We start from the raw sequence: 26495 nt of genomic DNA on the forward strand, positions 1-26495 counted from the left end.
GACCCGGCTGCGCAGGTCGGCACCTGCGGTCAGCCGCCGATTGACGGGCGGGACGAGAATGCAGTTTTCCCCGCCAATCAAATCCACTAAGGTCCGCAAAAATAACAATGGCAAGATCTGGGGGGATCGGGTGTCACGCTACGACAGATATGTGCTGTCACAGTATCTGCTCTTCTTCGGCTTCTTTGCCTTGATTCTGGTGGCCGTGTTCTGGGTCAACCGGGCCGTTGTCCTGTTCGACACGCTGATTGGCAACGGACAGTCGGCGCTGGTGTTCCTGGAATTCACTGCACTCACGCTGCCTAACCTGATCCGAATGGTGCTGCCGATCGCTGCCTTTGGCGCCGCGGTTTGGGTCACCAACCGGCTGAACAGCGAAAGCGAGCTGACTGTGCTGCGTGCCACCGGCACCAGCCCCTGGCAAATGGCCCGACCTGCGCTGGCCTTTGGAATCATTACCGCTCTGATGATGTCGGCGCTGACGCACTATCTGCTGCCGGCCTCGATCAACCAGCTGGAGCAGCGCGAAAGCGAAATCTCGCGCAACATTACTGCCAAGCTGCTCAGCGAAGGCGATTTCCTGCATCCCGCTGAAGGTGTCACTTTTTATATCCGGCAGATTGACCCGGACGGGACCCTCAAAGACGTGTTCCTGTCGGACCGCCGGGACCCGGAAGTGACTGTCACCTACACCGGAAACCGCGCATTTCTCGTACGTGACGGTGAAAGCGCGCACCTGATCATGGTGGAAGGCATGGCACAGCGGCTCGAGAGCAAATCGCAACGTCTATCGACCACATTCTTTTCCGATTTCTCGTATGATATCAGCTCCCTGGCCCGCCAGGCTGAGAACCCGGCCCGCAACATCCGCGCTATTCCCAGCCTGGAGCTGATGAACAACACTGCAGCAGTCACCAGAAGCGACGGTTACTCCGCTGGTGCCCAGGCCGAAGAGCTGCACCTTCGCTTTGCCCGTGCATTGGTCTGCATTGCGGTAACTCTGATTGGGTTTTCCGCGTTGATGCTGGGCACATTCTCGCGTTTTGGGGTCTGGCGTCAGGCAATGCTGGCCTTTGTCATCCTTATCTTTGTTGAAGGCCTGCGCGGCGTGGTTTCCGAACCCGTTCTTCAAAATCCCAATCTATGGCCGCTGATCTACCTTCCCACCCTGCTGGGCTTGGCGGTGGCGCTGGTATTTCTGATCCTGTCCGCCCGCCCCAAGCGGATCCGGGCAAAGGCAGCGGAGACCCCGGCATGAAACTGGACCTCTATTATGCGCGCCGTTTCACGCAATGGTTTTTAGTGATTGTTGCAGTGCTGATGACATTGGTGGTTCTGATCGATCTGAACGAGCAGATACGCCGGTTTGAATCTGTTGACCTGAGCCTGGCGCAACTGATTGGCCTGACCCTGCTGAACATTCCGCCAGCACTCAGTGAATTCCTGCCGCTGATTATGATCCTGTCTACCATCGTGCTGTTTGTTGGCCTTGCCCGCAGCAGCGAGCTGGTGGTCACCCGTGCCATCGGCCGGTCGGGCATTAGGGCACTGGCGGCCCCGGTACTGGTGGCAGCGGCAATCGGCGGTCTGGCCGTCACCATGCTCAATCCCATCGCCGCAGCCACCGCCAACCGCTACCAGGATCTGGCGGAGACCTATCAGAACGGCGGCCCCTCGGCCTTGTCGCTGAGCGGTGAAGGCCTGTGGCTGCGCCAGGGCGGCGCCCGCGGCCAGTCGGTTATTCACGCCAAGGGGTACAGCGGCGATGCCGCTGACATCACCCTGATTGACGTTTCGATACATGCCTACACAAATGAAGGTGGCCCGGTGCGCCGCATAGCCGCTGAAACGGCGCGGCTGGAGGGCAATCATTGGATTCTGACCAACGCCAAGGCCTGGCCTCTGACAGCCGGCATCAATCCTGAAACCGGTGCTGCCCGGCATGAAAAGCTGCGGCTGCCGACCACTCTGACCACAGACCGCATCCGCGGCACACTGGGCACCGCCAGCGGCATCTCGATTTATGACCTGCCCTCCACCATCCGCGAATTGTCAGCCGCCGGTTTTACCACCAAGCGCTACGAAGTCCGACTGCAGGCGGAACTTGCCCGCCCCCTGTTTCTGATTGCCATGGTGCTGGTCGGCGCATCTTTCACCATGCGGCACGCCCGCTTTGGCGGCACCGGCCTGGCCGTGCTGATGGCGGTGCTGCTAGGATTTGGGCTTTATTTCATCCGCAATTTCGCGCAAATCCTTGGCGAGAACGGGCAAATCCCGGTGGCTCTGGCTGCCTGGGCACCTCCCGCTGCTGCGATACTTTTGACTTTGGGACTACTTCTCCATGCCGAAGACGGGTAACCTGCGCCGGGCGCTGCTTCTTTCCGCCGTGCTGCCCTGGCTAGCGCTGTCTGCCCCTGCTCCTCAGGCTCAGACTGCTACGCCCCCGGATCAGGCCCAGCCTGCAATGCTTGTCGCCGACCAGGTGTTCATCACCCCGGACCGGACACTTGTCGCAGAAGGTAATGTCGAAGCTTTCCAGGGCGACATCCGCCTGCGCGCGCAGAAGATCACCTTTGATCAGGGGACCGGCACTCTGCAGATAGAGGGCCCGATCCGTATAGACCAAAACGGTGATATCACCATTCTGGCAAACGCTGCGGAAATGGACAGCAGCCTGCGCAACGGACTGCTGGACGGCGCCCGCATGGTTTTGCAGCAGCAGCTTCAGCTTGCCTCGTTGCAAATGACACGGGTCAGCGGCCGTTATACCCAGCTCTACAAGACCGCTGTGTCCTCCTGCCATGTCTGCGAAGACGGGCGACCACCGCTCTGGCAGATCCGCGCTGAGCGCGTCACCCACGACCAGCAGGAGCGCCAGCTTTACTTTGAGAACGCACAGCTGCGTGTACTGGATGTGCCGGTATTCTATTTCCCGGCGTTCCGCCTGCCGGACCCCTCACTGAAGAGGACCAGCGGCTTTCTGATCCCGTCCGTGCGCTCAACGTCGAACCTCGGCACCGGGGTCAAGGTTCCCTACTTCTTCACCCTCGGCCCGCACAAAGATCTGACGATCGCGCCCTATATCTCATCCAGCACCCGGACACTGGATCTGCGTTACCGGCAGGCCTTCCGGCGCGGCCGGATCGAATTCAACGGTGCATATACTCGTGACGACCTCTACCCGGACCAGGACCGCGGATACATCTTCGGCAATGGCCAGTTCGAATTGCCGCGCGGCTACCGACTGACCTTCGACGCAAAGGTGGTTTCCGATGATGCCTACCTGGCGGACTATGGCCTGCCTGACCTCGACCGGCTGCGCTCCAGGCTTGAGTTGTCACGGGTCCGCCGGGACAGCTTGCTCCGCACGTCGCTGACTCACTATAAAACCCTCCGCTCCGACGAAGACCCTGACGAAATCCCCTCTGGTATTGCGGAAGCGCTTTTTCAGAAACGCTATTTCCCCAGCCTCACGGGCGGCGAAGTCCGGCTTACGCTTCAAGGCAACGGGCGTTACCGCCGCTCAACAAACCGGGGCGATGGCCTGAGCGAAGATTCCGCTACTGGCCGGGACCTCGTCCGGCTGACTGCTGATCTGAGCTGGCTCCGCACTTGGAGGCTCGGCTACGGGATCCTGGCAGAGGCAGAGCTAGGCGCTGCGGCAGATGCTTCCAGGGCGTATGATGATGCCTATTTCACCGATGAAGTCACCCGCCTGACGCCCCGAGGCTCAATGACCTTCCGCTTGCCGATGACCCGCCGTGAAGCCAATGGCGCCACCCAATACCTGGAGCCGATCCTGCAGCTGGGCTGGCGCAACGAAGGCAGTGGTGATGTGGTCAGCGAGGAAAGCAGATTCGTCGAGTTCGACCAGGGTAACCTGTTGTCGCTGTCCCGCTTCCCTGCCACCGATGCCCGCGAGGACGGGTTTACCCTGGTCTATGGCGCCAATTGGGCGCGCTACTCGCCCCAGGGCTGGCAGGCTTACGCAACGATAGGCCAGGTGCTGCGCAGCGAAAATGACATCCGCTTCACCAAGAGCTCGGGGCTCAGCGGCACATCGTCAGACCTTTTGCTGGCAGGTCAGATCAAGTTTGGCGACGGGCTTGCGATCTCAACCCGCGGTCTGCTGAATGGCTCGCTGAACTTCTCCAAAGCCGAGGTCCGCGGTGAATGGCACACGGACCGTTCCAGCTTGGCCGGCACCTATTTGTGGCTTGGCACCGATCCTGTCGAGGAACGGACAGAAGAAAGCTCCGAAATCTGGGTCGATGGACGCTACGACATCACCCCCAGTTGGTCTGCTAGCGCCCGGCTGCGCTACGATATCTCCGGCGCCCAAGCCACCCGGGCGGGCCTGGGGCTGGCCTACCAGAACGAATGCGTAACGGTCGACCTTTCGGTCAACCGCCGCTATACCTCAACAACAAGTGTTGAGCCGACAACGGATTTCGGCTTTACCATCTCCCTCAGCGGTTTTTCCGTAAAGAGCGGCAACAAACAGTACAGGCGGTCATGCAGCAAGACGTGAATTACCGGTTCCCGGCTCCCTTCCTATCCCGTACCCTCAAATCCGCAGCCGCGCTGGCGCTGGCCGCAGGTCTTTCCCTGACCGCTCTGCCGGCTGGGGCTCAGAATCTTTTTGCCCCCGCGATTACAGTCAATGACGAGGTCATCACCCGCTATGAGCTGGAACAGCGCGCCCGCTTCCAGGCAGCACTGAGGGTTCCGGGCGACCCGCTGGAAACTGCACGCGAGGAGCTGATCAACGACCGGCTCAAGCTTCAAGTGCTGCAACAGGCCGGTATCGAACTGTCAGATGAGGATATTTCCGCGGGCATGGAAGAAATGGCAGGCCGCGCCAACCTGTCGCTGAACGAATTCCTGACCGCACTTCAACAGCAGGGCGTCGCCCCGCAAACCCTCCGCGATTTCACCAGGGTCGGTCTGGGCTGGCGCGAATACACCCGCGCCCGTTTCCTGTCCCAGGCGCGCCCGACCCCGGAAGAGATTGACCGCGCCATGGGCTCTGCGGGAACCGGCAGCGTCCAGGTGCTGCTGAGCGAATTCATCGTGCCGATCAACGACCAGAACGCCGCACAGGTCGAAGAACTGATTGAGCAGGTCGCACGCCTCAAAAGCTATGACAGCTTCTCTGCTGCGGCGACCCAGTACTCAGCCGCGGCCAGCCGCAATGAAGGCGGCCGCCTGCCCTGGATGCCCCTGACCAAACTGCCACCCCAGTTGCAGGAAATCGCACTAGCACTGAAGCCGGGCGAAATTTCCGAACCGCTGCCGCTGCAAAACGCCGTGGCACTGTTCCAGATGCGCGGCGTGCGCGAGGTTGAAGGCGCTGCACCGCGTTACACCGCAATCGAATACGCCACCTACTTCATCCCCGGCGGACGCACGCCTGAAGGGCTGGCCGCAGCACAGAAGGTTGTGAACAGCGTCGACACCTGCGAGGACTTCTACGGCCTCGCTCAAGGTCAGGACCCGTCGGTGCTGGACATCCAAAGCCTGCCGCCTGCTGACATTCCCCGCGACATCGCATTGGAACTGGCCAAGCTCGACCCCACTGAGACCTCCACTGCGCTGACTCGCAACAACGGCCAGACGCTTATGGTTCTTATGCTCTGCGGCCGCACCGCCGACCTCGGAGAAGGCGCTAACCGCGAAACCGTGGCCAATGCGCTGGTGGCGCAGCGGATGACCTCGCTGACGGACAGCTTTCTCGAACAGTTGCGCGCCGACGCCCGGATCGACATCAAATGACACTTTCCGGGCCCATTGCCCTTAGCTGCGGAGAACCCGCAGGCATCGGCCCGGAAATCGCCGTCAAGGCATGGAACGCACTGCGGGACAACTGCCCGTTCTTCTGGATCGGCGATCCACAGCACCTTCCCTCAGGCACACCAGTCAGCGAGATATCATCCCCCGCTGAGGCCGCCGCAGCCTGCGCGGGCAGCTTTCCGGTCCTGCCGCTAGCCTTCGGCGGCAGCACTGCCAAGGGCACGGCCGATCCGGCCAATGCTGCAGGCGTGATCCAGTCGATCGAAACTGCCGTGAAACTGGTTCAGGCGGGTGAGGCTTCGGCCGTTTGCACCGCCCCCATTCACAAAAAAGCACTGATCGACGGCGCAGGCTTTGCCTATCCCGGCCATACCGAGTTTCTGGCCGCGCTGGCGGGGCGCAGCCGCGTGGTGATGATGCTCGCCAGCGAGCAGTTGCGGGTGGTGCCGGCAACCATCCACATCGCCTTGTCGAACGTGCCTGCCACGCTGACCCCGGAAACGTTGCGTGAAACGATCGAGATCACAGCTGCCGGCCTGCAAAGCCAGTTCGGCATTGCTGCGCCGCGCATCGCTGTCGCGGGCCTCAACCCGCACGCAGGCGAAGGCGGTGCCATGGGCCGGGAAGAACTCGACTGGATCAATGCGCTGGTCGCGCAAATGCAGAGTGAAGGCCTGAAGGTCACCGGCCCGCACCCGGCTGACACAATGTTCCACGCCGCCGCCCGCGCCCGCTATGACGTCGCGGTCTGCATGTATCACGACCAGGCACTGATCCCGATCAAAACGCTGGATTTCGACAGGGGCGTAAATGTGACTCTGGGCCTGCCCTTCATCCGCACCTCTCCGGATCACGGCACTGCCTTCGACATCGCGGGGACCGGTCAGGCCAACCCCTCCAGCCTGATCGAGGCACTCAAGCTGGCGCAGGCCATGGCCGCCAGCTCTTGATTCTTCCTCTTGCCGGAAATATCCCCGCCGAAGGCATGAAAACTCCGGCGCACCGCCCGCGTCACGTCCTGAGGTCCAGATGACATGAGCGCTATCGATAGCCTTCCCCCTCTGCGCGAAGTGATCGCGACGCATCAGCTGTCGGCACGCAAGTCGCTGGGCCAGAACTTTCTGCTCGACCTCAACCTCACTGCCAAGATCGCACGGCAAGCCGGAGATCTGACCGGCTGCGACGTGCTGGAAATCGGCCCCGGCCCTGGCGGCCTGACCCGCGGTTTGCTGGCCGAGGGCGCCCGCCGCGTTCTGGCGGTGGAGAAGGACAGCCGCTGCCTGCCCGCGCTGCAGGAGATCGCAGACGCCTATCCGGGCCGGTTCGAGGTGATCAACGGCGACGCTCTGGAGATCGACCCACTAGAACATCTGACACCGCCGATCCGCATCGCCGCCAACCTGCCCTACAACGTCGGCACCGAGCTTCTGGTGCGCTGGCTGACTCCCAAGGACTGGCCGCCGTTCTGGCAGAGCCTCACCCTGATGTTCCAGCGCGAGGTGGCGGAGCGCATCGTTGCCCAGCCCGGCTCCAAGGCCTATGGCCGCCTGGCAATCCTGGCGCAGTGGCGGGCGGATGCGCGCATCGTGCTGTCGCTGCCGCCCGGTGCCTTCACCCCGCCGCCCAAGGTCTCCAGTGCCGTGGTGCATCTGGACGCCCTGCCCGAGCCGCGTTTCCAGGCTGATGCTGCAGTGCTGTCGCGCGTCGTCGCCGCCGCTTTCAACCAGCGCCGCAAAATGCTGCGTGCCTCGCTCAAGGGCATCTCTCCAGATATCGAGGCGCATCTGACCGCGGCTGGCATCCCGCCCACCGAGCGCGCCGAACAAGTGAGCCTGGAGGCCTTCTGCGCTCTTGCGCGTGAAGTCGCCAAGGCCTGACCCTCCTTTCCCGACAATACCGGAGCCTGTTCATCAGATGACCCAAGCCGTTACTGCGCGCCCGACCCTTTTGTCCGTGAATGTCAACGCAGTTGCCTACCTGCGTAACCGGCGCGACGTGCCTTGGCCGAACCTGATCGACATTTCCCGTGCAATCCTGCAGGCCGGCGCCCACGGTATAACCGTGCACCCGCGCCCGGATGAACGCCACATCCGCTTTTCCGACCTGCCTGCCCTGTCCCGCCTGATTGCCGAGGAGTTCCCTCAGACCGAGTTCAACATCGAGGGTTACCCGACCCGCCACTTCATCGACCTGGTGCTGGAGAACAAACCGCATCAGGTGACGCTGGTGCCGGACACGCCGGAGCAGTCCACCTCTGATCACGGCTGGGACTTTGCTGCCGATGGCGAGATGCTCCTGCCCATCGCTGAGGAATTCAGGGCTGCCGGCATTCGGGTCTCCTATTTCGTGGACGCCAGCCCCGCTGATCCGGCGCTGGCGCAGCAGGCAGGCGCCGACCGTATCGAGTTCTATACCGGGCCCTATGCTGACCAGACCGATCCTGATGCCATCGCGCGCGAATTGGACATGCTTCGGCAAACGGCAGATGCCGTCCGCATCCTGGGCACTAAGGGCAACAGCCTGATGATGAATGCAGGCCATGATCTGACCGTCGAAAACCTGCCCGGCCTGCGCCAGGCCATTCCCGATCTGGCCGAGGTCTCCATCGGCCATGGCCTGACAACAGATGCCTTGATGCTGGGCTTCCCCGAAGCTGTGCGCCGCTACCTGAGGGTGCTGGGCCACGACACCTGAACGCACCGCCAGCGTCCCTCCAAAAGAAAACCCCCGAAGCCGTAAGCTTCGGGGGTTTTGATTGATTGTTTGCTGCCTTTATTCGGCAGCTTCCGCCGGGCCATCCTCGGCCTTCGGCTTCGGCTTGGCGCGCGGGCGGCTTGGTTTCTTCGGGGCCGGGGCGTCACCGCCCTCGCCGGCCGCCTCGCCGCCGTCAGCCTTAGCTGCGGGCTTGCGGGCACGGGGCTTGCGCGCCGGAGCTTTCTTCGGGGCAGCTTCCTCGCCACCCTCTGCCGGTGCCGCGCTCTGGCTTTCCGGCGTCTCAACCAGGCCGCTGTCCTGACCATTGCCGTTGTCGCCGCGCGGGTCGATCACTTCGGGTTGCGGCGTGCTTGCCGGATCACTGTCAGCAGGTGCTGAGACCGCAGCCTCGCGCTCCTGACGCTCCAGCCGTTCAGCCCGCTCACGGTCGCGCTCTGCCTGGCGTTCGCGGTTCTGGCGTTCCTGCTCCTCACGGCGCGCCTCGATCTCGCGTTGCGCCTCGTTCAGCATCCGCAGGTAATGCTCTGCGTGCTGCTGGAAATTCTCTGCTGCAACACGGTCATTGCCCAGCTGCGCATCGCGCGCCAGCTGGTTGTATTTGTCAATGATCTGCTGCGGGGTTCCGCGCACCTTGCCTTCGGGGCCGGAGCTGTCGAACACCCGGTTGACCACATTGGCGCCGTTCGGGCGATTCCGGTTCGACTTGGAGCGTGAACGTGATTTGGACGATCTCATATGCCTATCATAAGCCTTGAGTTAATGCGCCGTTGACCCTGTGCAGCGCGCCTCAGCGCCGGATCGTTAGCTTTTTTGGGCTTGATGCCGCGGGAATGCTTGAAAAGCGTTCACCTCTGTACGGCTCATCTTGAGTAACCATGTTCCGGAAGCGCAGACAAGGGGGCCAAAAGGTTTTTCTGTGTTTTTTCACCCGAATCTGCGGATTACCGCGTTAAAATCCGCGATTTGAGGGGGAATGCGCCCGCACCACCCGGTCACGCCCGTCCAGGTCCGGCAGCACCGCGAGGCCGCTGAAGCCCGCCGTTTCCAGCAGCGCGCTGACCGCCCGGCCCTGGGTCGGACCGATTTCCAACAGCACCCGCCCGCCCGGTGAAAGATGTGCGGCAGCCTGTGCGGCGATCTGACGGTAGGCACCCAGGCCATCGCCGCCATCGGTCAGCGCAATGCCCGGCTCATGCCCCCGCACCTCTGCCGACAGCCCGTCCATCTCGTCCAGCGCGATATAGGGCGGGTTCGACACGATCAGATCAAACTGTCCCTCGATCTTTTCAAACCAATCCGATTGCTGAATGTCGGCGCGCGCCTCCACCCTGTGCAGCACCGCATTGGCGCTGGCCTGCAGGCAGGCCGCCTCGCTGATGTCGACGCCCAGACCGGTGGACTCTTGCCGCTCGGCCAGCAGAGTCACCAGAATGCAGCCGGAGCCGACGCCCAGATCCAGAACCCGCGCGTAAGGCTCAGCCAGCGCCGCCTCGATCAGGATCTCGGTCTCTGGCCGCGGGTCCAGCACATCGCGCGAGACCTTGAAGCGGCGCCCGTAAAACTCCCGTTCGCCGATCAGATGCGACACCGGCACCCGAACCGCCCGCAGCGAAATCAGCTGCTCATAGCGCTCAGAGATTTCCGGCGCCAGCTCCTCCGGTGCGATAAGCGTAACCCGGCTGGCCTCGATCCTTGCCGCATGCGCCAGCAGCACCCGTGCATCTCGGGCCGGGTCCTGCACTCCGGCCGCCCGCAGTTTCGCTGTAGCAGCCGCCATTGCCTGTGCCGCGGTCTCTGCCATGGTCACTGCCCCATCTCGGCCAGAAGCCGCGCCTGATTGTCCGCGGTCAGCGCGTCGATGATCTCCTCCAGATCACCGCTCATCACCTGGTCCAGCTTGTAAAGCGTCAGGTTGATACGGTGATCGGTCATCCGCCCCTGCGGGAAGTTATAGGTCCGGATCCGCTCCGACCGGTCGCCTGAGCCCACCTGACTTGCGCGATCCGCTGACCGCTCGCTGTCGATCCGCTGGCGCTCCAAGTCGTAAAGCCGCGTCTTCAGCACCTGCATGGCAATCTCGCGGTTGCGGTGCTGGGACTTTTCCGAGGACGTGACGATCAACCCGGTCGGCAGGTGAGTGATCCTGACCGCAGAGTCGGTCGTATTCACGTGCTGCCCGCCCGCCCCCGACGCCCGCATGGTGTCGATACGGATGTCATTTGCATCGATTTGAATGTCCACATCCTCTGCTTCCGGCAGCACTGCCACAGTGGCTGCCGAGGTGTGGATACGCCCACCGCTTTCAGTCGTTGGCACCCGCTGCACCCGGTGCACCCCGGATTCATACTTCAGCCGGGCAAAGACGTTTTCACCCTTGATATGGGCGACCACCTCCTTGATGCCGCCCAATTCAGTCACCTGCTCCCCGATGATGTCGAACTTCCAGCCCTGTGCTTCGGCATAGCGCTGGTACATCCGCAAGAGGTCACCGGCAAATAGCGCCGCCTCGTCACCGCCGGTCCCTGGGCGGATTTCCAGCATCGCCGGACGGCTGTCGGCGGCATCCTTGGGCAGCAAGGCCAGCTGCAAGGCGTGCTCGGCTTCAGGAATGGCCGCTTTTAAGGCCGGGATCTCCTCCGCCGCCAAATCCTTCATGTCCGGATCGGCCAGCATCAGCTCGGCCTCTTCCAGATCGCCCAAAAGCTTGCGGTAAGCCGTCACCTGCTCCGCCACCGGGCGCAGGTCGGAATACTCCTTGGCCAGCGCTGCAATATCCCCGCCCCCGGCACCGTCCGCCATCGCAGCTTCAAGATACTGAAACCGCTGCAGGATCTGTTCCAGCCGTTCTTCGGGGACCATGGGCACGCCTATTGTTGTTCATGTTTTGGCCAAGTGACCCCCATGTGATATGCTAGAGCCATGCGACATGCCAGAGCCCTTATTGCCACAATCCTCCTCACCCTGCCCGGCCTGGGGCTGGCAGATGTGAAGGGTCCGGGCGGCAAGACAATCGACTGCTACTGCACTGACAAGTCCGGCTCCCGCGTGGAATTGGGTGAACTGCGCTGCCTGCAAGTCGACGGCCGCATGTTCATGGCGCAATGCCAGATGTCGCTGAACGTGCCGATGTGGCGCGAGGTGCAAAGCAGCTGCCTGTCGGCGTCTCTAGGGGATGAGCGCGGTTCTTCAGCAGCTCCACCAGAACTCCCGAAGATCTAAACCGCAGTCGCATCCGCTGGGGCGCAATCTCTGCTGCTCGGTGAAAGCGCCTTTGCCGCGAGCAGCTGCTCGGGCATTCTCTCCCCCACAGGGCCTGCAACCGCGCTTGGAGCAGCAAGGTTGCCTACGACGGGTTTGAAGGGCGAAGACCAGTATCCGTGACCTTGCTTTGCGCGCGCTGCACTTCACCCCCAAATTGACACCAGCCTGATCAATCCACAAAGGGAGTGGAACCGTCCCACCCTGAACTGTTGCCTGCCGGGGTCGCGACCGGCGCCGCCGGCGCGGCTGGGGCGGTCGGGGCGGCCACAACATAGTTCTGACCTGCGTCTGCAGCAGCCACGCTATATTCTCCCGATGCGCAAGCGCCTGAAAAAATCTTGTAGTCAGGGGCAGTTGGCAACACTCTGACACTGAAGCCTGTAACAGGACCGCCGCCGCATATCTGATTGACGGCATAGGTGTTGATATCCTGTACCGTCCAGCCTGAACCCGCACTTCCGCTGAAACGGCCATTCCCGTCGTTGTCGAATTGCAGCTCATTGCTGGCAGGCACTCCACCACAGGCAGCAAACAGCGCGCAACAAACAAGAGACAGCACAGGCTTCGTAAATCTAGGGGTCATGAAATGCTCTCCATTTTCAAGTCAGCACTGATGCTCAGCACCTAAAATTCTTTTCTTAACAAGGCTATGCAAACCACAATCAACAATCACAGAACCGGACCAAGGGTGGCACAGTCACCGCGCGCCAGCGCGGCTTGCCCTTGATACGGTATCAGCAAACACACTCGAATTGGTGCCTTCGGGGGCAGCCCTGCCCCTGAAACGCTTCTCAGCGAATAGAAATGGCTCTGCCGCCCGTGGCGGAAGAGCCCGCGCCGCGCGAGAGCGCGGCGCCCGGCCCAACTGTAGAAGGCTTTTGCAAAAAGCCCGAGAACAGGCGGGAGCATCTGCTTACTCCCTTGCGGTGGCCGCTCGCGGAGTCTCCTCCATTTCCGCCAGCCAGGTGTTGATCCGCTCCTTGTTGGCGCCCAGATCGGACCGGCCGAACCGCAGCCGGGCATAGACTTTCAGCAGATCGCCGTCCTGCGCCGCAGTGGTGTAATCGGGAAAGCCCAGCACCTGGGTACGGGTGATATAGGTCACCATCCCGTCGTCCGGCCCGCCCGCCAGCACGCTGGTGCGTGGCGCGTGGCTGGCGATGCGGTGAAACCGCTCCAGCCCGTCAGGCCCGGTCCGGACCACCCGGAACACACCGCCGCGGAACTCCTTGTCCTCGCTCAGTTCCGGCTGCGTGTTCCAATCCAGCGGATCGCTTGGTGCCAGCCGGACAAAGCCCAGCCCGGCGATAATCGCGGCCAGCAACAGCCAGCCCAGCAGCATCAGCCGCCTCAATGCGGTTTCAAGGTCACCCCTTGCCTCCTCCTCACGCGGCCCTCCCCCGGCCTTCCGCTTGAGGCCGGACCGCTTATCTCGTTGCCACGCCCGGCAGCACGCACAACAGCTCATAGAGCAGGTTGGCGCCCACCAGGGCGGTGTTGCCCGAGGGATCATAAGGCGGCGACACCTCCACAAGGTCGCAGCCAACGATGTTGACCCCCTTCAGGGACCGGATCAATTCCAGTGCCTGCGGCGTAGTCAGCCCGCCGATTTCCGGCGTGCCGGTGCCCGGCGCATAGGCCGGGTCAAGACTATCGATATCATAGGACACATAGACCGGCCTATTGCCGATATCGCGGCGAATTTCCGCACCCATCTGGTGCAGGGAGCGGTTCCACAATTCCTGCGCCGGGAAGTGCTGGAATCCCCAGCCCTGCGCCTCGGAGAAATCGGTGGCGGCATAGCCGGTGCCACGGATGCCGATCTGATAGGTCTTGTCGGGGACGATCAGCCCTTCCTCATAGGCACGGCGGAACACGGTACCATGGGTCTCGCGCTCGCCGAACATCTCGTCGTTCACATCAGCATGGGCATCCACATGCACCAGCGCCACGGGGCCGTATTTCTTGGCGATGGCGCGCAGGATCGGCAAAGTGATCGAATGATCGCCCCCCATCGCCACCGGGACCACCCCGCCGGACAGGATCGCGTCATAGCTGTCTTCAATGATCCGCAGCGACTCAGGCAGCGAAAACGTGTTGATCGCCAGATCGCCGATGTCGGCGATGTTCAGGCTGTCAAAGGGCGCCGCGCCCGTCGCCATGTTGTAGGGCCGCAGCATCGCGCTCTCGGCGCGGATCTGCTTTGGTCCGAACCGGGTGCCCGACCGCCAGGAGGTGCCGATATCCATCGGAACCCCCAGCACTGCCACATCCAAACCGTCCAGCGAAGTCGCCTGCGGCAGCCGCATAAAGGTGTTCGGCCCGGAAAACCGCGCCAGGTCATTGCCGCTGATCGGCTGATTGAAGTCAGTCATTGTCTCTCATGTTCCAGCCAAGAAGGCAGATGATTTCCGTCGCTGCGTGTGCTCCGGCAATAGCAGTTGCGCCGGTTGTGTCAAAGGGCGGAGAGACCTCCACCACGTCACCGCCCTTGATATTGATGCCGACAATCTCCCGCAGGATGCGCGACGCCTGTGCCGAGCTCAGCCCGCCCCAGACCGGGGTGCCGGTGCCGGGCGCAAACGCCGGGTCCAGACAGTCGATATCAAAGGTCAGATAGACTGGCCGGTCCCCCAGGATTTCCTTGATCCGCCGCGCGGTTTCCACCGGTCCGATTTCGTGAACGGTGGGCGCATCGATGATATTGACCCCCAGCGTGTCGTCATTGGTGGTGCGGATCCCCACCTGCACGGACGTGTCCGGATCGACGATCCCTGTCTTCACCGCCTTGTAGAACATGGTGCCGTGGTCCACCCGGTCCATATTGTCATCCGCCCAGGTGTCCGTATGGGCATCGAACTGCAGCAGCGAAATGGGGCCGTATTTCTCGGCATAGGCTTTCAGGATTGGAAAACTGATGTAGTGATCGCCGCCCAGCACCACAGACGCCGTATCCTTGGCCAGGATGCCGCGGATATGCTCCGTCAGCGCCGCGGGAAACTCCGGCACATTGGCATGATCAAAGGCAAGGTCGCCGTAATCGGCAATCGCCAGGGTGCTGAGCGGTTTGTACGGCCAGCCATAGGGCTCATCCGGCGCCTGCATTGACGACGCCTCGCGGATCGCTCGCGGCCCCAACCGGGTGCCGGAACGGTTGGTGACGGCCTGGTCGAAGGGCACACCAGTCACCGCGATGTCAACGCCCGTCAGGTCCTTGGTGTATTTCCGGCGCAAAAAGGATGTCGCCCCTCCAAAGGTGATCTCCGGACTCAACCCCTTCAAATCCTCGCGGGTGAAGGCGTGATCGACGATGCGTTTTGCGTCTTCCAATGCCATGGCGGATTGTTCCTGTTTATGCCGACCTTTTGATCAAATACAGGGCCAGCGGGCCGTTGTCATCACTCAGCGCCTTCAACCGTTCAGCGGCTGTGCGCGCTCCACCAGCCGGGCGAAGAAAGACGCCCCCACCGGTGCAATCGCGTCATTGAAATCATACTTAGGGTGATGCAATCCGGCGCTGTCACCCTGCCCCAGAAACAGGTAGGAGCCGGGCCGCACCTGTAGCATATAGGCGAAATCCTCTGCCCCCATCTCGCGTCCGCCGTCAGCCTCTACATTGGCATCGCCGGAAACCTCCTTGGCAACCTCCACTGCAAAGGAGGTTTTTTCGGCGTCGTTGAACGTGGCCGGATAGCCGATTTCATAGTCCAGTTCTGCCTCAACGCCGTAACTCGCCGCCTGCCCGGCAACGATCTCCTTCATCCGCCGCATCGCCATCTTCTGCACGTCAGGGTTAAAGGTGCGCACAGTGCCGTTGATATAGGCGGTGTCCGGGATCACGTTGTCGACGGTGCCGGTGTGGATTTGGGTGACCGAAACCACCAGATCCTCCAGCGTGTGATGGTTGCGGCTGACGATGGTCTGGATCGCCTGCGTCATGCCGCAGGCCGCCATAACCGGATCGCGGGTTTCATGCGGCATCGCCCCATGGCCGCCCTTGCCCTGGATATGGATGTGGAAGGTATCAACCGCTGCCATCAGCGCGCCGGGCGTGGTCAGGAAATGCCCCTCCGGCAGGCCCGGCGCATTGTGCAGCGCATAGACCTCGCCGATACCGAACCGCTCCATGATGCCTTCTTCGACCATGATGCGGGCGCCGCCGATCGCTTCCTCTGCGGGCTGGAAGATCAGCGCGACCCGCCCCCGGAAATTGCGCGTCTCTGCCAGGTATTTCGCCGCGCCCATCAGCATCGCGGTATGGCCGTCGTGGCCGCAGGCATGCATGTTGCCCGCATGGCCGGACGCGTAGTCGACACCGGTTTCCTCGGGGATGGGCAGCGCATCCATATCGGCACGCAAGCCGATGGTAGGTCCTTCACCCTGCCCGTTGATGATCGCCACCATGCCGGTCTGCGCGATGCCCTCATGCAGCTCATCCACTCCGAATTCCCGCAGCCGCTCCGCCACAAATGCAGCGGTCTTGGGCAGGTCCAGCGCCAGTTCCGGGATCTGGTGCAAATGCCGCCGCCAGGCTTTCATCTCCTCGGCATAATCGGCAATACGGTTCACAACGGGCATCGGGGTGGACTCCTGCTCCAGACTCGGGATGATGCATCTGACACCGGAAAATGAGCAGCCGCAATGCAAGAAACAGACCTGATCCACGACCAAACCGCCGGTATCGAGCGCCTTCTAAAAATCATGGCGCGCCTGCGCGACCCGCAAACCGGCTGCCCCTGGGACATCGAACAGGATTTCGCCACCATCGCCCCCTATACCATTGAAGAGGCGTATGAAGTTGCCGACGCAATCGAACGTGAGGCCTGGGACGAACTGAAGGGGGAACTGGGCGACCTGCTGTTTCAATCCGTCTTCCACGCCCAGATGGCGGAGGAAGCCGGGTATTTCACCTTTCAGGACGTGGTGCGAACCATGTCGGACAAGATGGTCTCGCGCCACCCGCATGTGTTCGGCGATGAGAGCCGAGAGAAATCCGCAGAGCAGCAGACACAGGATTGGGAGGCGATCAAGGCGGCAGAGCGCGCAGGCAAGGAACAGAAAGGCACGCTGGACGGCGTTGCCGTTGGCCTGCCCGCGCTGCTGCGCGCTTACAAACTCCAGAAACGCGCTGCCCGCGTCGGTTTTGACTGGCCGTCCGCCGACAACGTCATCGCCAAGATCACCGAGGAATGCGCCGAGCTGGTCGAGGCCCGTGACACCCTCTCCCACACGGAAGTCGAGGAGGAATTCGGCGACCTGCTTTTTGTGATGGCCAACCTGGGCCGCCACCTAGGGGTTGAGCCGGAAGCCGCGCTGCGCGCCGCCAACGCCAAGTTCACCCGCCGCTTCGAGGGCGTCGAGACCAAGCTCGCCGCGCGCGGCAAACGTCCCGAAGACAGCGATCTGGCCGAAATGGATGCGCTTTGGGACGAGGTGAAGGCAGACGAGCGCGCCTGAACGCGCCCAAACCTTTCATCTTTCCCCAAATACTCAAATCCCGATGGCAGAGCGGCCGGGCTCCGGGGCCGACCGGATCAGACCAGATTTGCCTTTTTCAAGGACGATGAAATCGCCTTGTAATCCTCAAGGATCTTTTCCTTCTTCGCCAGCTCTTTCCACAGCTTTTCAGCGGTCTTCTTGTCGTCGACGGCGACGTTCACCATCACTTCCTTCAGCTTCTTCACATCGGTGATGCCCAAGAGCTTGGCTGCCTTTTTGGGGTCGCCCATTCCGTTTTCAGCCACGTATTTCTTGTATTCGTCGCCGCCGGTGAACCCCATCACATCCTTGTTCAGCATCTTCACGACCTCTTCCTTGCCGGTCGCGATGATTTTCTTCCAGTCGGCGTGCTTGAAATCGCCCTTGTCAGCCAGCGCCCTGGCCGCCAGATGGGTCTTGGAGGTGATGTTGACCGGCTCCTTGCCCTTCTTCTGGTCCATGTAGCGCACCCACAGCGATTCCGCGTTGCCCTTGTTCTGGGTGAACATGAACTCGTTCAGGCAATAGCGCCGCTTGCAGTAATCCATGTAAGCGGCGGTCATCTTCTTGTCTTTCAGGATATCGCCAACAACCTTGGGTTCTTTGGGCATGTCTTGTTTTCCCCATGCAAATCAATGTGTTTCCGGCCAAACAATGCCGTACCAATAATGCCCGAAATCCGGGCCAGAAAATCATCGCTTGCGCCTGCGAACCATCCCGTCCGTGACGCTGCGTCAGGCAACTATAGAAAGCAAACGCGGGCACAGCAAACTTCCGTCGCAGAAAATCCCGTGAAATTTTCGCATACCTGCACAGCAGCGGTTCAATCCTGATGAAACAGCGCGTAGTCTCCCGGTTCACGATCCCGCGGAGGCCGCCATGAGTGCCAGAAAAATCATCATCGACACCGATCCCGGCCAGGACGATGCCGTCGCCATCCTGCTGGCGCTGGCCAGCCCGGAAGACCTGGACCTGCTCGGCATCACCTGCGTGGCGGGCAATGTCCCTCTGGAGCTGACCAGCAAAAACGCCCGCATTGTCTGCGAAGCCGCCGCCCGCCCGGATGTGCCCGTGTATGCAGGCAGCGCAGCACCGCTTGCCCGTCCGCTGATCACCGCCGAACATGTGCATGGCCAGACCGGCCTCGACGGCCCGGACCTGTGGGAGCCCGAGATGCCGCTGGCCAAAGGCCATGGCGTCGATTTCATCATCGAAACTCTGCGCGCGCACGAACCCGGATCTGTCACGCTCTGCACGCTGGGGCCGCTCACCAATGTCGCCGCCGCGTTCAACACTGCCCCGGACATCATCGACCGGGTGCAGGAGATCGTGATGATGGGTGGTGCCTATTTCGAGGTCGGCAACATCACCCCGGCCGCGGAATTCAACATTTACGTCGACCCGGAAGCTGCTGAAATTGTGTTCAGATCCGGCGCACCGATCACCGTGATGCCGCTGGATGTCACGCACAAGGTGCTGGCCACCAAGCCGCGCGTCGAAGCGATCCGTGCTCTCGATACCCGGGTCGGCCATTTCACCGCAGAGATGCTGGATTTCTTCGAGCGCTTCGATGTGGAGAAATACGGCTCCGAAGGCGGCCCGCTGCACGATCCCTGCGTTATCGCCTGGCTCTTGCAGCCGGAGCTGTTTTCCGGCCGCCATGTGAACGTCGAAATCGAAACCAAGTCGGACCTCACCCTCGGTATGACCGTCGCCGACTGGTGGGGCGTCACGGACCGTGGTGCCAACGCGATGTTCATCGGCGATGTTGACGCAGATGGCTTCTTCACCCTTCTGACCGAAAGGCTCGCCCGACTATGAGCGCCGCCCTGCATCTCGCCAAGCCCGAACATTTGGACACCGTTCTGGCGCTGGTTGCCGCTTTCCACACCGAATCCGGACTGGAAAGCAGCGACGAACATCGCCGCGCTGGAATCGAACCCTTGCTGAATGGCCACCCTTACGGTGCTGTCTACCTGATCGGCCCCACCCGCGCGCCGATAGGCTATATCGTGATCACCTTCGGTTGGTCGGTGGAATTCGGCGGCATGGACGGTTTCGTGGATGAACTTTACATCCGCCCTGCCGTGCGCGGCCGAGGCGTCGCCACCGAGGTGCTGACCGAACTGCCGAAATCGCTGGCCACTGCCGGCATGCGCGCCCTGCATCTGGAGGTTGACCGGGAAAACGAAACTGCCCAGCGGCTCTACCTGCGCACCCGCTTCCAGCCGCGCAAAAACTACATCCTGATGTCCAAGCAGCTCTGACACGCCAGACCCGCAAGCAGTTTGACGTACAGAATACGGCCCGGAAGCCCCCCAGCTTCCAGGCCTGAAATTGAATTGAAATCCAGCACTTCACGGCGGGCTTTTCCCCCCCTCCCCGGCAAAAGCCCGCCGCTGTGCGCCCCCCTCCGGCAGAATTGCGCTGCTGTCGTAACCGCGCGCATTTATACGGAACCATCCTGCAGAGGCCGGCGTTATAGTCCCGTCTGCGGCCAGCAATATGGCCGCACCGGACCTGAAAATGGAGATATCAAATGACTTTCCGCTGGATCCCTGCACTTGCAAGTTCCGCCGTACTGGGCCTTGGCGCCTGTACCAACCTGACCCCGGAACAGCGCACTGTTGCCGGTGTGGCAGGCGGCGCCGCAGCTGGCCTGATTGCCGCTGACGCGCTCAAGGCTGACGACGACTGGCGGCTTATCGCGGCGCTTGGCGGCGCTGCCGCTGGCACCCTGGTCGCCCAAAACAACCAGTCAAATCAGTGCGCCTATTCCCGCGGCGACGGCACCTATTACACCGCAGCCTGTTAAGAGTTTTTTGATCTGGCGCCCTCCCCCCGGCTAGGGCGCCAGATCTCCGGCTGCAGCCTGCGTTCAAGCCGCAGCCCTGGTATCAGCGTATTTCCCCGCCAAGGTTCAGCCGCTGGACCGGATCATCCGGTGACGCGGCCTGACCGCTGAACGGGTACATCCCCGGTCCGCTGCACCCCAAAAGGGTTGAAAGAACTGCGCAGATTGCCACTGTGCGCATCATCCGCATCGTCATGGCCTGTTCCCCTTTCCCGCAGCGCCTTTGCACCGCGTAAGAACACGCTAGCATGACGCCCGCGTGAGCGTCTGTGATCCGGGCCACATATGCCGTTTCCGGCAGGTATGCTGTCAGAAAAACCCGTACTCCCGGAAACTTGCTGCCTCTCCCAGCTTCACGCCGTCCGGCCCCAGCAGCGGCCAGATCACCGCTCCCCGGATCTCGAACCGCCGCCCCGAGGCGCTGGTTCTGACGCCCGCATAATCTTCGATAAACCCTTTGGCGCGCATCTGCGCAAACATCGCTTCGCGCTGCTCCCGGTGCGCAGGCTCCGCTGTCAGCCGCGAGGGCATCGCGGTCAGCTGCTCCCAGCCCATCTCCCACAGCGCCTGCGCCGCCAGGTTGCCATAGGTCAGCACCGGATCGGCGGCGGTGTTATGCGACAGAACCGGGAATGGCGCGTGATAGAGTGCTTCGGCGTCCGCGCGATTGAGCAGCGTTCGGCCCGTCACATTCAAAAATGACGTCAGCAGTAGCTCTGCGTGCGCGGCTTGATAGCTGTTCTCCGGTCCGGGCACCTGCATCTTTGCCTCTTAAGAAGTCTCGTAGGGGAGCAATAGACTGCGCTTGCCGCTTCTTCCAGCCGCCGGACGTTCAAACGGACCGGCAAACAGGAAAAAAGCCCCGCCATTCAGGCGGGGCTTTCCTGCAAGATAGACATGCAAATCTTCCGGCCTCAGGCCTTACTTCAGGATCGTACGGCCCGCGTATTCAGCCACTTCGCCCAGCGCTTCCTCGATACGGATCAGCTGGTTGTATTTCGCGAGCCGGTCAGAGCGCGCCAGCGAGCCGGTTTTGATCTGGCCGCAGTTGGTGGCCACAGCCAGGTCCGCAATGGTGGCATCCTCGGTCTCGCCCGAGCGGTGCGACATCACGTTGGTGTAACGGGCGCGGTGCGCCATATCGACCGCCTTCAGGGTCTCGGTCAGCGAACCGATCTGGTTCACCTTCACCAGCATCGAGTTCGCCACCCCGCGCTCGATGCCCTCAGCCAGACGCGCCGGGTTGGTCACGAACAGGTCGTCCCCCACCAGCTGCACAGAGTTGCCGATCTTGTCGGTCAGCAGCTTCCAGCCGTCCCAGTCGTCTTCGGACATGCCGTCTTCGATGGAGATGATCGGGTAGTCATTGACCAGCGCCGCCAGATAGTCGGCGTTTTCTTCGGAAGTCAGGGATTTGCCTTCGCCAGACAGGACATATTTGCCGTCTTTGTAGTATTCGGTCGCCGCGCAATCCAGCGCAAGGTAAATCTCCTCACCGGGCTTGTAGCCTGCCTTTTCGATCGACTTCAGGATGAAGTCCAGCGCCTCGCGGGAGGAGCCGATGTTGGGGGCAAAGCCGCCCTCGTCGCCGATACCGGTCGACAGACCTGCTGCCGACAGTTCTTTCTTCAGGGTGTGGAACACCTCGGAACCCATGCGCACCGCTTCGCGGATGTTGTCCGCGGCCACTGGCATGATCATGAATTCCTGAATGTCGATCGGGTTGTCGGCATGCTCGCCTCCGTTGATGATATTCATCATCGGAACCGGCAGGACGCGCGCCGAGGTGCCGCCGATATAGCGGTACAGCGGCTGGGTGGTGAAATCTGCGGCTGCCTTGGCCACCGCCATCGACACGCCCAGGATCGCGTTGGCACCCAAGCGGCCCTTGTTTTCGGTGCCGTCCAGTTCGATCATCGCCTGATCGACCGCGACCTGCTCGGTCGCGTCAAAACCCACCAGTTCCTCGGCAATCTCGCCATTCACCGCGGCCACCGCTTCCAGCACGCCTTTGCCCATGTAACGGGACTTGTCGCCGTCGCGCTTCTCCACCGCCTCATAGGCGCCGGTAGAGGCGCCCGAGGGCACGGCAGCACGGCCCATGGTGCCGTCTTCCAGGATCACGTCGACCTCAACCGTCGGGTTGCCCCGGCTGTCGAGGATCTCACGGGCGTGAATGTCGATAATGGTGCTCATCTGTCCATCCTTGGTTTGGCCTGAAAGCGGCGCGTTTTGCTGCCAGCGTCATACCAGCCGCTGCAGGAAAGTAAACCGGGATCGTTATCGCTAACACGCATAAAAGCGGCAGGTTAGGGCTAACAAGGCGCTGTTTGCGCCAACAGGGTAGAGGATTTCCGCCAGCAGGGACGTCAGGCCGCAGCAGCAGCCGCCCGGCGGGCCCGCCGTGCCAGCCGCTGCTCGCGCACAAAGGTGTAAAGCCCCGATCCGATGATCAGCGCAGCCCCTGTCAGCGTCAGTGCATCCGGCCTTTCGCCAAAGACCAGCACGCCCGCCAGGATCGAAAACAACAGCCTAGTATAGCGGAACGGCGTCACCGCAGAGGCATCCCCCACCCGCGTTGCCGTGACAATGCCGTAATACCCCAGCACGCCGAACAGCACACCGCCTGCCAGCATCAGGTATTCATTCTGCTCCATCACCTGCGCGTCGCCAGGGGTGAACGCAAGCAGTAGCAGACCCGCAGGAATGACCGACAGGAACGCCTGAAAACTGACAATGGTGGAGGGCACCGCGCTGTCCATTACCCGTGTCATCAGATCACGCGTGGCAACACCCAGCACCGCGATCAAAACCAGTAATGCCGCAGGCTCAAAGCTGTCCAGCCCCGGCCGGATGATCAGCAGCACCCCGGCAAAACCGACGCAAATCGCCAGCCAGCGCCGCCAGCCGACCTGCTCGCCCAGAAACAGCGCAGCCCCCATAGTGATCACCAGCGGCGTCGCCTGAAACACGGCGGCCACAACCGAGATGTCGACCAGCGCTAGCGCCGAGGCAAAGCCCATTGCCGATACCGCCTCTGTCCCCGCACGCAGTACGGGCCGCAGCCGCCAGGACCGCGGCGCAAACAGGTTGTGCCCTTGCATCTTGGCCATTACCGCAAAGACCAGCCCGCTGCCAACACCAAGGCAGATCAGGATCTGCCCGACGGGCAAGGTACCGGACAGCTGCTTGATGAACATGTCTTCAAGCGTGAAGGCGGCCATCGAGACGATGACCAGCAAAATGCCGTGCAGGTTGTTCATGTTCGCGCGTCCTGTATTGCAGACCGGCAGCACGCCAGACCATCCGGGCAAAAAACATCAGTGTCCCGGCGTGGGCAACTCCGTTTCCGACGCCCTGCCATGACAAGTCGTTACGGCAACCATCAAGACTTCTGATATATATTAAGGAGTACCAGCTCCCGGTTGCAGCCGCAGCATATCGGCAGTGTCCCGGGGTTCCGCCGCACCACATATCGCGCCGCACACCGTTTCCATATCCAGCAGGAGACACCCTGATGCCAGACTTCGACCCGCTGAATTCACTGATCAAAACCGCCAAGGACGCCGAGAAGGCGATCGACGAGCTTGGCAAATCCGCCGTGGATGAAATCAGGGCAGCCATGCATGATGCCAACAAGGCGGAGAACAAGAGCTATCCCATCGCCTATGAGCACATGAAACGTTCCATTGATGGCAAGGGGAACATCAGTCACGGGGTGAAATCAAAAATCTCGCAAGCCATCCTGAACAGCGCGGAACTGCGCAAGATTGCTGCAAAGCACAAGAATCCGGTCAAGCTGAAGAATGTGACGATCTTCTTCGTCAAGAACCGCGACCTTGCCAGAACACTGTATCAGGCGTCCCTCTCCGGCAATCTGACCCCCAAGGGCAAGACGTTCGAATTCGATGGAACAGTGAACGATGTCTATGACTTCCGCTGGGACTGGGTCCCCAAGAAGAAAACAGTCAGAGGGTTCAAGCTGCGCTATGCAGGCAATGCCGCTTATCTGGCGCAGCAAATGAAACTGATGAAGTCCTACAAGATCACGGTGCAGATCAAAGGCGAAGCCAAGCTGTAGCTTGGCCAGTTCTCCGGCAGGTTCAGGCCTTCTTGGCCGGCACCCCGTAAAGCTCCAGCTTGTGCCCGCGCAGTTCATAGCCCAGCTTACGCGCGATCCGCTCCTGCAGTGCCTCGATTTCCGGGTCGCAGAACTCAATCACCTCGCCGGTGTTCATGTCGATCAGGTGGTCATGATGCTCACGTTCAGCATCCTCATACCGCGCCCGCCCATCGCCGAACTCCAGCCGTTCCAGAATCCCCGCTTCCTCGAACAGCTTCACAGTGCGGTACACTGTGGCGATGGAAATCCCCGCGTCCATCGCGCTGGCGCGCGTATACAGCTCCTCGACATCCGGATGATCATCGCTGTCCTGCAGCACCTGGGCAATCACCCGGCGCTGGCCGGTCATGCGCAGCCCCTTGGCCTCGCAGCGGGCGATAATCGTCTTTCGCATCTCTTCCTCGTGGTTTTCTGACCTTCCTCTTTAACGGATGCATTCTGCGGCGAAAACAGGCTTTTCACCCGTATCAAAGCTTGACAAACACCTTATCCACAGCCATTTGGCGCACAGGCATCCCTCCCTGCCGCGTGAGCAGAGGCCATGAGACCGGGCGCGCATCCAGCGCATGACAATATTCCGGGGTCTAGTGATATGCCGCCATTCCCAAGATCACGCGTGGGGATTGCAGAGGCCAGCGGCCTGGCATCCGGCCAGCGCGCGCCCGAGGTCCCTGCCCCGCATGAACCCGCTGCCGCGCAGCGGACCCGGCCCGTGCAGACCGCAGGGCCGTGAAAGGACGATACGTGACTGAATTTTCGACCATGGGGCTGCCTGAGAAGCTCCTCGCCCGCCTCAAGGACATGGGTCTGAACGACCCCACCCCGATCCAGGCCCGCGCCATTCCCCATGCCCTGAACGGCAAGGACGTGCTGGGCCTGGCGCAGACCGGCACCGGCAAAACCGCCGCATTCGGTGTGCCGCTGGTGGCACGGATGCTGGAATACGGCCGCAAGCCCGCCGCGATGACCGTGCGCGGCCTGGTGCTGGCGCCGACCCGCGAGCTGGCCAACCAGATCGCCGACACGCTGAAGGGCCTGACCGAGGGCACCCCGATGAAAGTGGGCCTGGTGGTCGGCGGTGTTTCCATCAACCCGCAGATCGCCCGCATCGCCAAGGGCACCGACATCCTGGTTGCCACCCCCGGCCGCCTGATCGACATCCTCGACCGCGGCGCGCTGGACCTCGGCTCCTGTGATTTCCTGGTGCTGGACGAGGCCGACCAGATGCTGGACCTCGGCTTCATCCACACGCTGCGCAAGATCGCGGCGCTGATCCCGGCAGAACGCCAGACCATGCTGTTCTCGGCCACCATGCCCAAACAGATGAACGAGATCGCCAACTCCTACCTGCAAAGCCCGGTCCGGATCGAGGTCTCACCTCCGGGCAAGGCCGCCGACAAGATCACCCAGTCGGTGCATTTCATCGCCAAGGCCGCCAAGCTGGACCTGCTGAAGGAACTGCTGAACGAGCACAAGGACGAACGCACCCTGGTCTTCGGCCGCACCAAATGGGGCATGGAGAAGCTGATGAAGACGCTGGACAAGGCAGGTTTTGCCGCGGCGTCCATCCATGGCAACAAATCCCAGGGCCAGCGCGAGCGCGCGCTTGCCGCCTTCAAGGCAGGTGAGATCAAGGTTCTGGTTGCCACCGACGTGGCGGCCCGCGGTCTCGACATTCCGGATGTGAAATTCGTCTACAACTACGAATTGCCCAATGTCCCGGACGCTTATGTCCACCGTATCGGCCGCACCGCCCGCGCGGGCAAGGACGGTCAGGCAATCGCGCTCTGCGCCCCGGATGAAATGGAAGAGCTGAAGGCGATCCAGAAGGTGATGAAGATCACCATCCCCACCGCTTCCGGCCGCCCCTGGGAAGCGATGCCCGATCCGGCAGCCCCCGCAGGCAAACCGGGCGGCCGTCCCGGCGGACGCCGCGGCGGCGGCAAACCCGGCGGCCAGCGCCGCCGCGGTGGCGGCGGCGGTAACAGCGGCCAGGGCAAACCGCAGGGCGGCAAGCCCGGCAACGCCCAGCGCCGCAGCCAGAAACAGCGCGCGCGATAAGCTCTCTCCGCCAGCGCCGGGTCAAGGGTCCCGAAGGGACCGCGCGAAACGCGCGGCTTGCCCTTGACGCGGCACTGGCAAACCACACATTTGAATTCGCGCCCAAGGGCAAATCTGCCCTTGGGCGCCTCTCAGCATATAATCCCTGCGCTGAGCAGCAGCGCCACGCCCAAGCCTGACGGCAATTTGCCGGAAAAGGCGCGGAAGCGC

At 62.0% G+C, this 26495-nt stretch carries 27 protein-coding genes; 14 read left to right on the forward strand and 13 right to left on the reverse strand.

Features of this window, described 5'->3' with window-relative positions; all coding sequences use genetic code 11:
• Positions 1-130: 130 nt before the first annotated feature.
• The 7 genes from lptF (at position 131) to RA26_RS00840 (ending at position 8487) form a co-directional block, all read left to right on the forward strand.
• Positions 131-1258 carry an LPS export ABC transporter permease LptF gene (gene lptF / locus RA26_RS00810; protein ID WP_039179846.1) on the forward strand — a complete coding sequence of 376 codons (1128 nt, stop codon included), beginning with the start codon at positions 131-133 and terminating at the stop codon, positions 1256-1258.
• Positions 1255-2358 carry an LPS export ABC transporter permease LptG gene (gene lptG, locus RA26_RS00815; protein ID WP_039178521.1) on the forward strand — a complete coding sequence of 368 codons (1104 nt, stop codon included), beginning with the start codon at positions 1255-1257 and terminating at the stop codon, positions 2356-2358. Before lptF ends, lptG begins: the two co-directional genes overlap by 4 nt.
• Positions 2342-4531 carry an LPS-assembly protein LptD gene (locus RA26_RS00820; RefSeq protein WP_193747568.1) on the forward strand — a complete coding sequence of 730 codons (2190 nt, stop codon included), beginning with the start codon at positions 2342-2344 and terminating at the stop codon, positions 4529-4531. The genes lptG and RA26_RS00820 overlap by 17 nt, the downstream gene beginning before the upstream one ends.
• The gene (locus tag RA26_RS00825; protein WP_039178523.1) at positions 4516-5775 is read left to right on the forward strand and encodes a peptidylprolyl isomerase; all 1260 of its coding nucleotides are present in this window, start codon (positions 4516-4518) and stop codon (positions 5773-5775) included. Before RA26_RS00820 ends, RA26_RS00825 begins: the two co-directional genes overlap by 16 nt.
• Positions 5772-6743: a 4-hydroxythreonine-4-phosphate dehydrogenase PdxA gene (gene pdxA / locus RA26_RS00830; RefSeq protein ID WP_039178525.1), complete on the forward strand. Its 972-nt coding sequence runs from the start codon at positions 5772-5774 to the stop codon at positions 6741-6743. The genes RA26_RS00825 and pdxA overlap by 4 nt, the downstream gene beginning before the upstream one ends.
• An 84-nt stretch (positions 6744-6827) precedes the next feature.
• Positions 6828-7670, forward strand: a complete 843-nt coding sequence (gene rsmA, locus RA26_RS00835; protein WP_039178527.1) for a 16S rRNA (adenine(1518)-N(6)/adenine(1519)-N(6))-dimethyltransferase RsmA — start codon at positions 6828-6830, stop codon at positions 7668-7670.
• A 37-nt stretch (positions 7671-7707) separates the two neighbouring features.
• Entirely contained in the window at positions 7708-8487 is a 780-nt protein-coding gene (locus RA26_RS00840; RefSeq protein ID WP_039178530.1) for a pyridoxine 5'-phosphate synthase, read from the forward strand.
• A 78-nt stretch (positions 8488-8565) separates the two neighbouring features.
• Here RA26_RS00840 and RA26_RS00845 read toward each other — a convergent pair whose 3' ends face one another.
• From RA26_RS00845 to prfA, 3 genes are all read right to left on the reverse strand, one after another.
• Positions 8566-9243: a DUF4167 domain-containing protein gene (locus tag RA26_RS00845; protein ID WP_039178532.1), complete on the reverse strand. Its 678-nt coding sequence runs from the start codon at positions 9241-9243 to the stop codon at positions 8566-8568.
• Positions 9244-9457: 214 nt separating this feature from the next.
• Positions 9458-10309, reverse strand: coding sequence for a peptide chain release factor N(5)-glutamine methyltransferase (prmC, locus tag RA26_RS00850; protein WP_039178535.1), 852 nt, complete (start codon positions 10307-10309; stop codon positions 9458-9460).
• 2 nt (positions 10310-10311) lie between these two features.
• Positions 10312-11367: a peptide chain release factor 1 gene (gene prfA, locus RA26_RS00855; protein WP_039178537.1), complete on the reverse strand. Its 1056-nt coding sequence runs from the start codon at positions 11365-11367 to the stop codon at positions 10312-10314.
• Positions 11368-11427: 60 nt separating this feature from the next.
• Between prfA and RA26_RS00860 the strand changes: the two genes are divergently transcribed.
• Positions 11428-11727: a hypothetical protein gene (locus tag RA26_RS00860; RefSeq protein ID WP_039178538.1), complete on the forward strand. Its 300-nt coding sequence runs from the start codon at positions 11428-11430 to the stop codon at positions 11725-11727.
• Between the two features lie 211 nt (positions 11728-11938).
• Here RA26_RS00860 and RA26_RS22270 read toward each other — a convergent pair whose 3' ends face one another.
• The 5 genes from RA26_RS22270 to RA26_RS00880 all read right to left on the reverse strand — a co-directional run bounded on the left by RA26_RS22270 (position 11939) and on the right by RA26_RS00880 (position 16347).
• Positions 11939-12352 (reverse strand): hypothetical protein, encoded by a 414-nt coding sequence (locus RA26_RS22270; RefSeq protein WP_082015727.1) that lies wholly within the window; start codon positions 12350-12352, stop codon positions 11939-11941.
• Positions 12353-12682: 330 nt separating this feature from the next.
• Entirely contained in the window at positions 12683-13111 is a 429-nt protein-coding gene (locus RA26_RS00865) for a DUF1499 domain-containing protein (RefSeq protein WP_446720166.1), read from the reverse strand.
• An 85-nt stretch (positions 13112-13196) separates the two neighbouring features.
• The gene (speB, locus tag RA26_RS00870; RefSeq protein ID WP_039178543.1) at positions 13197-14144 is read right to left on the reverse strand and encodes an agmatinase; all 948 of its coding nucleotides are present in this window, start codon (positions 14142-14144) and stop codon (positions 13197-13199) included.
• Complete coding sequence (gene speB / locus RA26_RS00875) at positions 14137-15105, reverse strand: agmatinase (protein WP_039178544.1); 969 nt, start codon at positions 15103-15105, stop codon at positions 14137-14139. The genes speB (RA26_RS00870) and speB (RA26_RS00875) overlap by 8 nt, the downstream gene beginning before the upstream one ends.
• 75 nt (positions 15106-15180) lie before the next feature.
• Positions 15181-16347, reverse strand: coding sequence for a M20 aminoacylase family protein (locus tag RA26_RS00880; protein ID WP_039178547.1), 1167 nt, complete (start codon positions 16345-16347; stop codon positions 15181-15183).
• A gap of 63 nt (positions 16348-16410) precedes the next feature.
• On the opposite strand from RA26_RS00880, the gene mazG reads away from it, so the two are divergent.
• A complete protein-coding gene (mazG, locus tag RA26_RS00885; protein ID WP_039178549.1) occupies positions 16411-17226 on the forward strand; it encodes a nucleoside triphosphate pyrophosphohydrolase in 816 nt (271 codons plus the stop codon).
• 77 nt (positions 17227-17303) lie between these two features.
• On the opposite strand, the gene RA26_RS00890 is transcribed toward mazG, so the two are convergent.
• A complete protein-coding gene (locus tag RA26_RS00890; RefSeq protein WP_039178550.1) occupies positions 17304-17858 on the reverse strand; it encodes a hypothetical protein in 555 nt (184 codons plus the stop codon).
• 268 nt (positions 17859-18126) lie between these two features.
• Here RA26_RS00890 and RA26_RS00895 point away from each other — a divergent pair, with 268 nt between their 5' ends.
• The 3 genes from RA26_RS00895 (at position 18127) to RA26_RS00905 (ending at position 20062) form a co-directional block, all read left to right on the forward strand.
• Positions 18127-19068 carry a nucleoside hydrolase gene (locus RA26_RS00895; protein WP_039178553.1) on the forward strand — a complete coding sequence of 314 codons (942 nt, stop codon included), beginning with the start codon at positions 18127-18129 and terminating at the stop codon, positions 19066-19068.
• The gene (locus RA26_RS00900) at positions 19065-19514 is read left to right on the forward strand and encodes a GNAT family N-acetyltransferase (RefSeq protein ID WP_039178555.1); all 450 of its coding nucleotides are present in this window, start codon (positions 19065-19067) and stop codon (positions 19512-19514) included. Before RA26_RS00895 ends, RA26_RS00900 begins: the two co-directional genes overlap by 4 nt.
• A 272-nt stretch (positions 19515-19786) precedes the next feature.
• Positions 19787-20062, forward strand: coding sequence for a glycine zipper 2TM domain-containing protein (locus tag RA26_RS00905; protein WP_039178560.1), 276 nt, complete (start codon positions 19787-19789; stop codon positions 20060-20062).
• Between the two features lie 348 nt (positions 20063-20410).
• Here the strand turns inward: RA26_RS00905 and RA26_RS00915 are convergent, their stop codons facing one another.
• From RA26_RS00915 to RA26_RS00925, 3 genes are all read right to left on the reverse strand, one after another.
• Positions 20411-20863 carry an MEKHLA domain-containing protein gene (locus RA26_RS00915; RefSeq protein WP_039178566.1) on the reverse strand — a complete coding sequence of 151 codons (453 nt, stop codon included), beginning with the start codon at positions 20861-20863 and terminating at the stop codon, positions 20411-20413.
• A 159-nt stretch (positions 20864-21022) separates the two neighbouring features.
• Positions 21023-22297, reverse strand: a complete 1275-nt coding sequence (gene eno / locus RA26_RS00920; RefSeq protein WP_039178569.1) for a phosphopyruvate hydratase — start codon at positions 22295-22297, stop codon at positions 21023-21025.
• A gap of 173 nt (positions 22298-22470) precedes the next feature.
• On the reverse strand, positions 22471-23364 hold the full coding sequence (locus RA26_RS00925; RefSeq protein WP_039178572.1) for a DMT family transporter: 894 nt from the start codon (positions 23362-23364) through the stop codon (positions 22471-22473).
• A 254-nt stretch (positions 23365-23618) separates the two neighbouring features.
• Between RA26_RS00925 and RA26_RS00930 the strand changes: the two genes are divergently transcribed.
• Positions 23619-24182: a hypothetical protein gene (locus RA26_RS00930; RefSeq protein WP_039178574.1), complete on the forward strand. Its 564-nt coding sequence runs from the start codon at positions 23619-23621 to the stop codon at positions 24180-24182.
• A gap of 22 nt (positions 24183-24204) precedes the next feature.
• Here the strand turns inward: RA26_RS00930 and RA26_RS00935 are convergent, their stop codons facing one another.
• Positions 24205-24618 (reverse strand): Fur family transcriptional regulator, encoded by a 414-nt coding sequence (locus tag RA26_RS00935; RefSeq protein WP_039178575.1) that lies wholly within the window; start codon positions 24616-24618, stop codon positions 24205-24207.
• 350 nt (positions 24619-24968) lie between these two features.
• Here RA26_RS00935 and RA26_RS00940 point away from each other — a divergent pair, with 350 nt between their 5' ends.
• The gene (locus RA26_RS00940; protein ID WP_039178578.1) at positions 24969-26285 is read left to right on the forward strand and encodes a DEAD/DEAH box helicase; all 1317 of its coding nucleotides are present in this window, start codon (positions 24969-24971) and stop codon (positions 26283-26285) included.
• The last annotated feature ends 210 nt before the right edge of the window (positions 26286-26495 follow it).

Origin of the sequence: Leisingera sp. ANG-M7 (genome assembly GCF_000813965.1) — a bacterium.
Lineage (GTDB): Bacteria > Pseudomonadota > Alphaproteobacteria > Rhodobacterales > Rhodobacteraceae > Leisingera.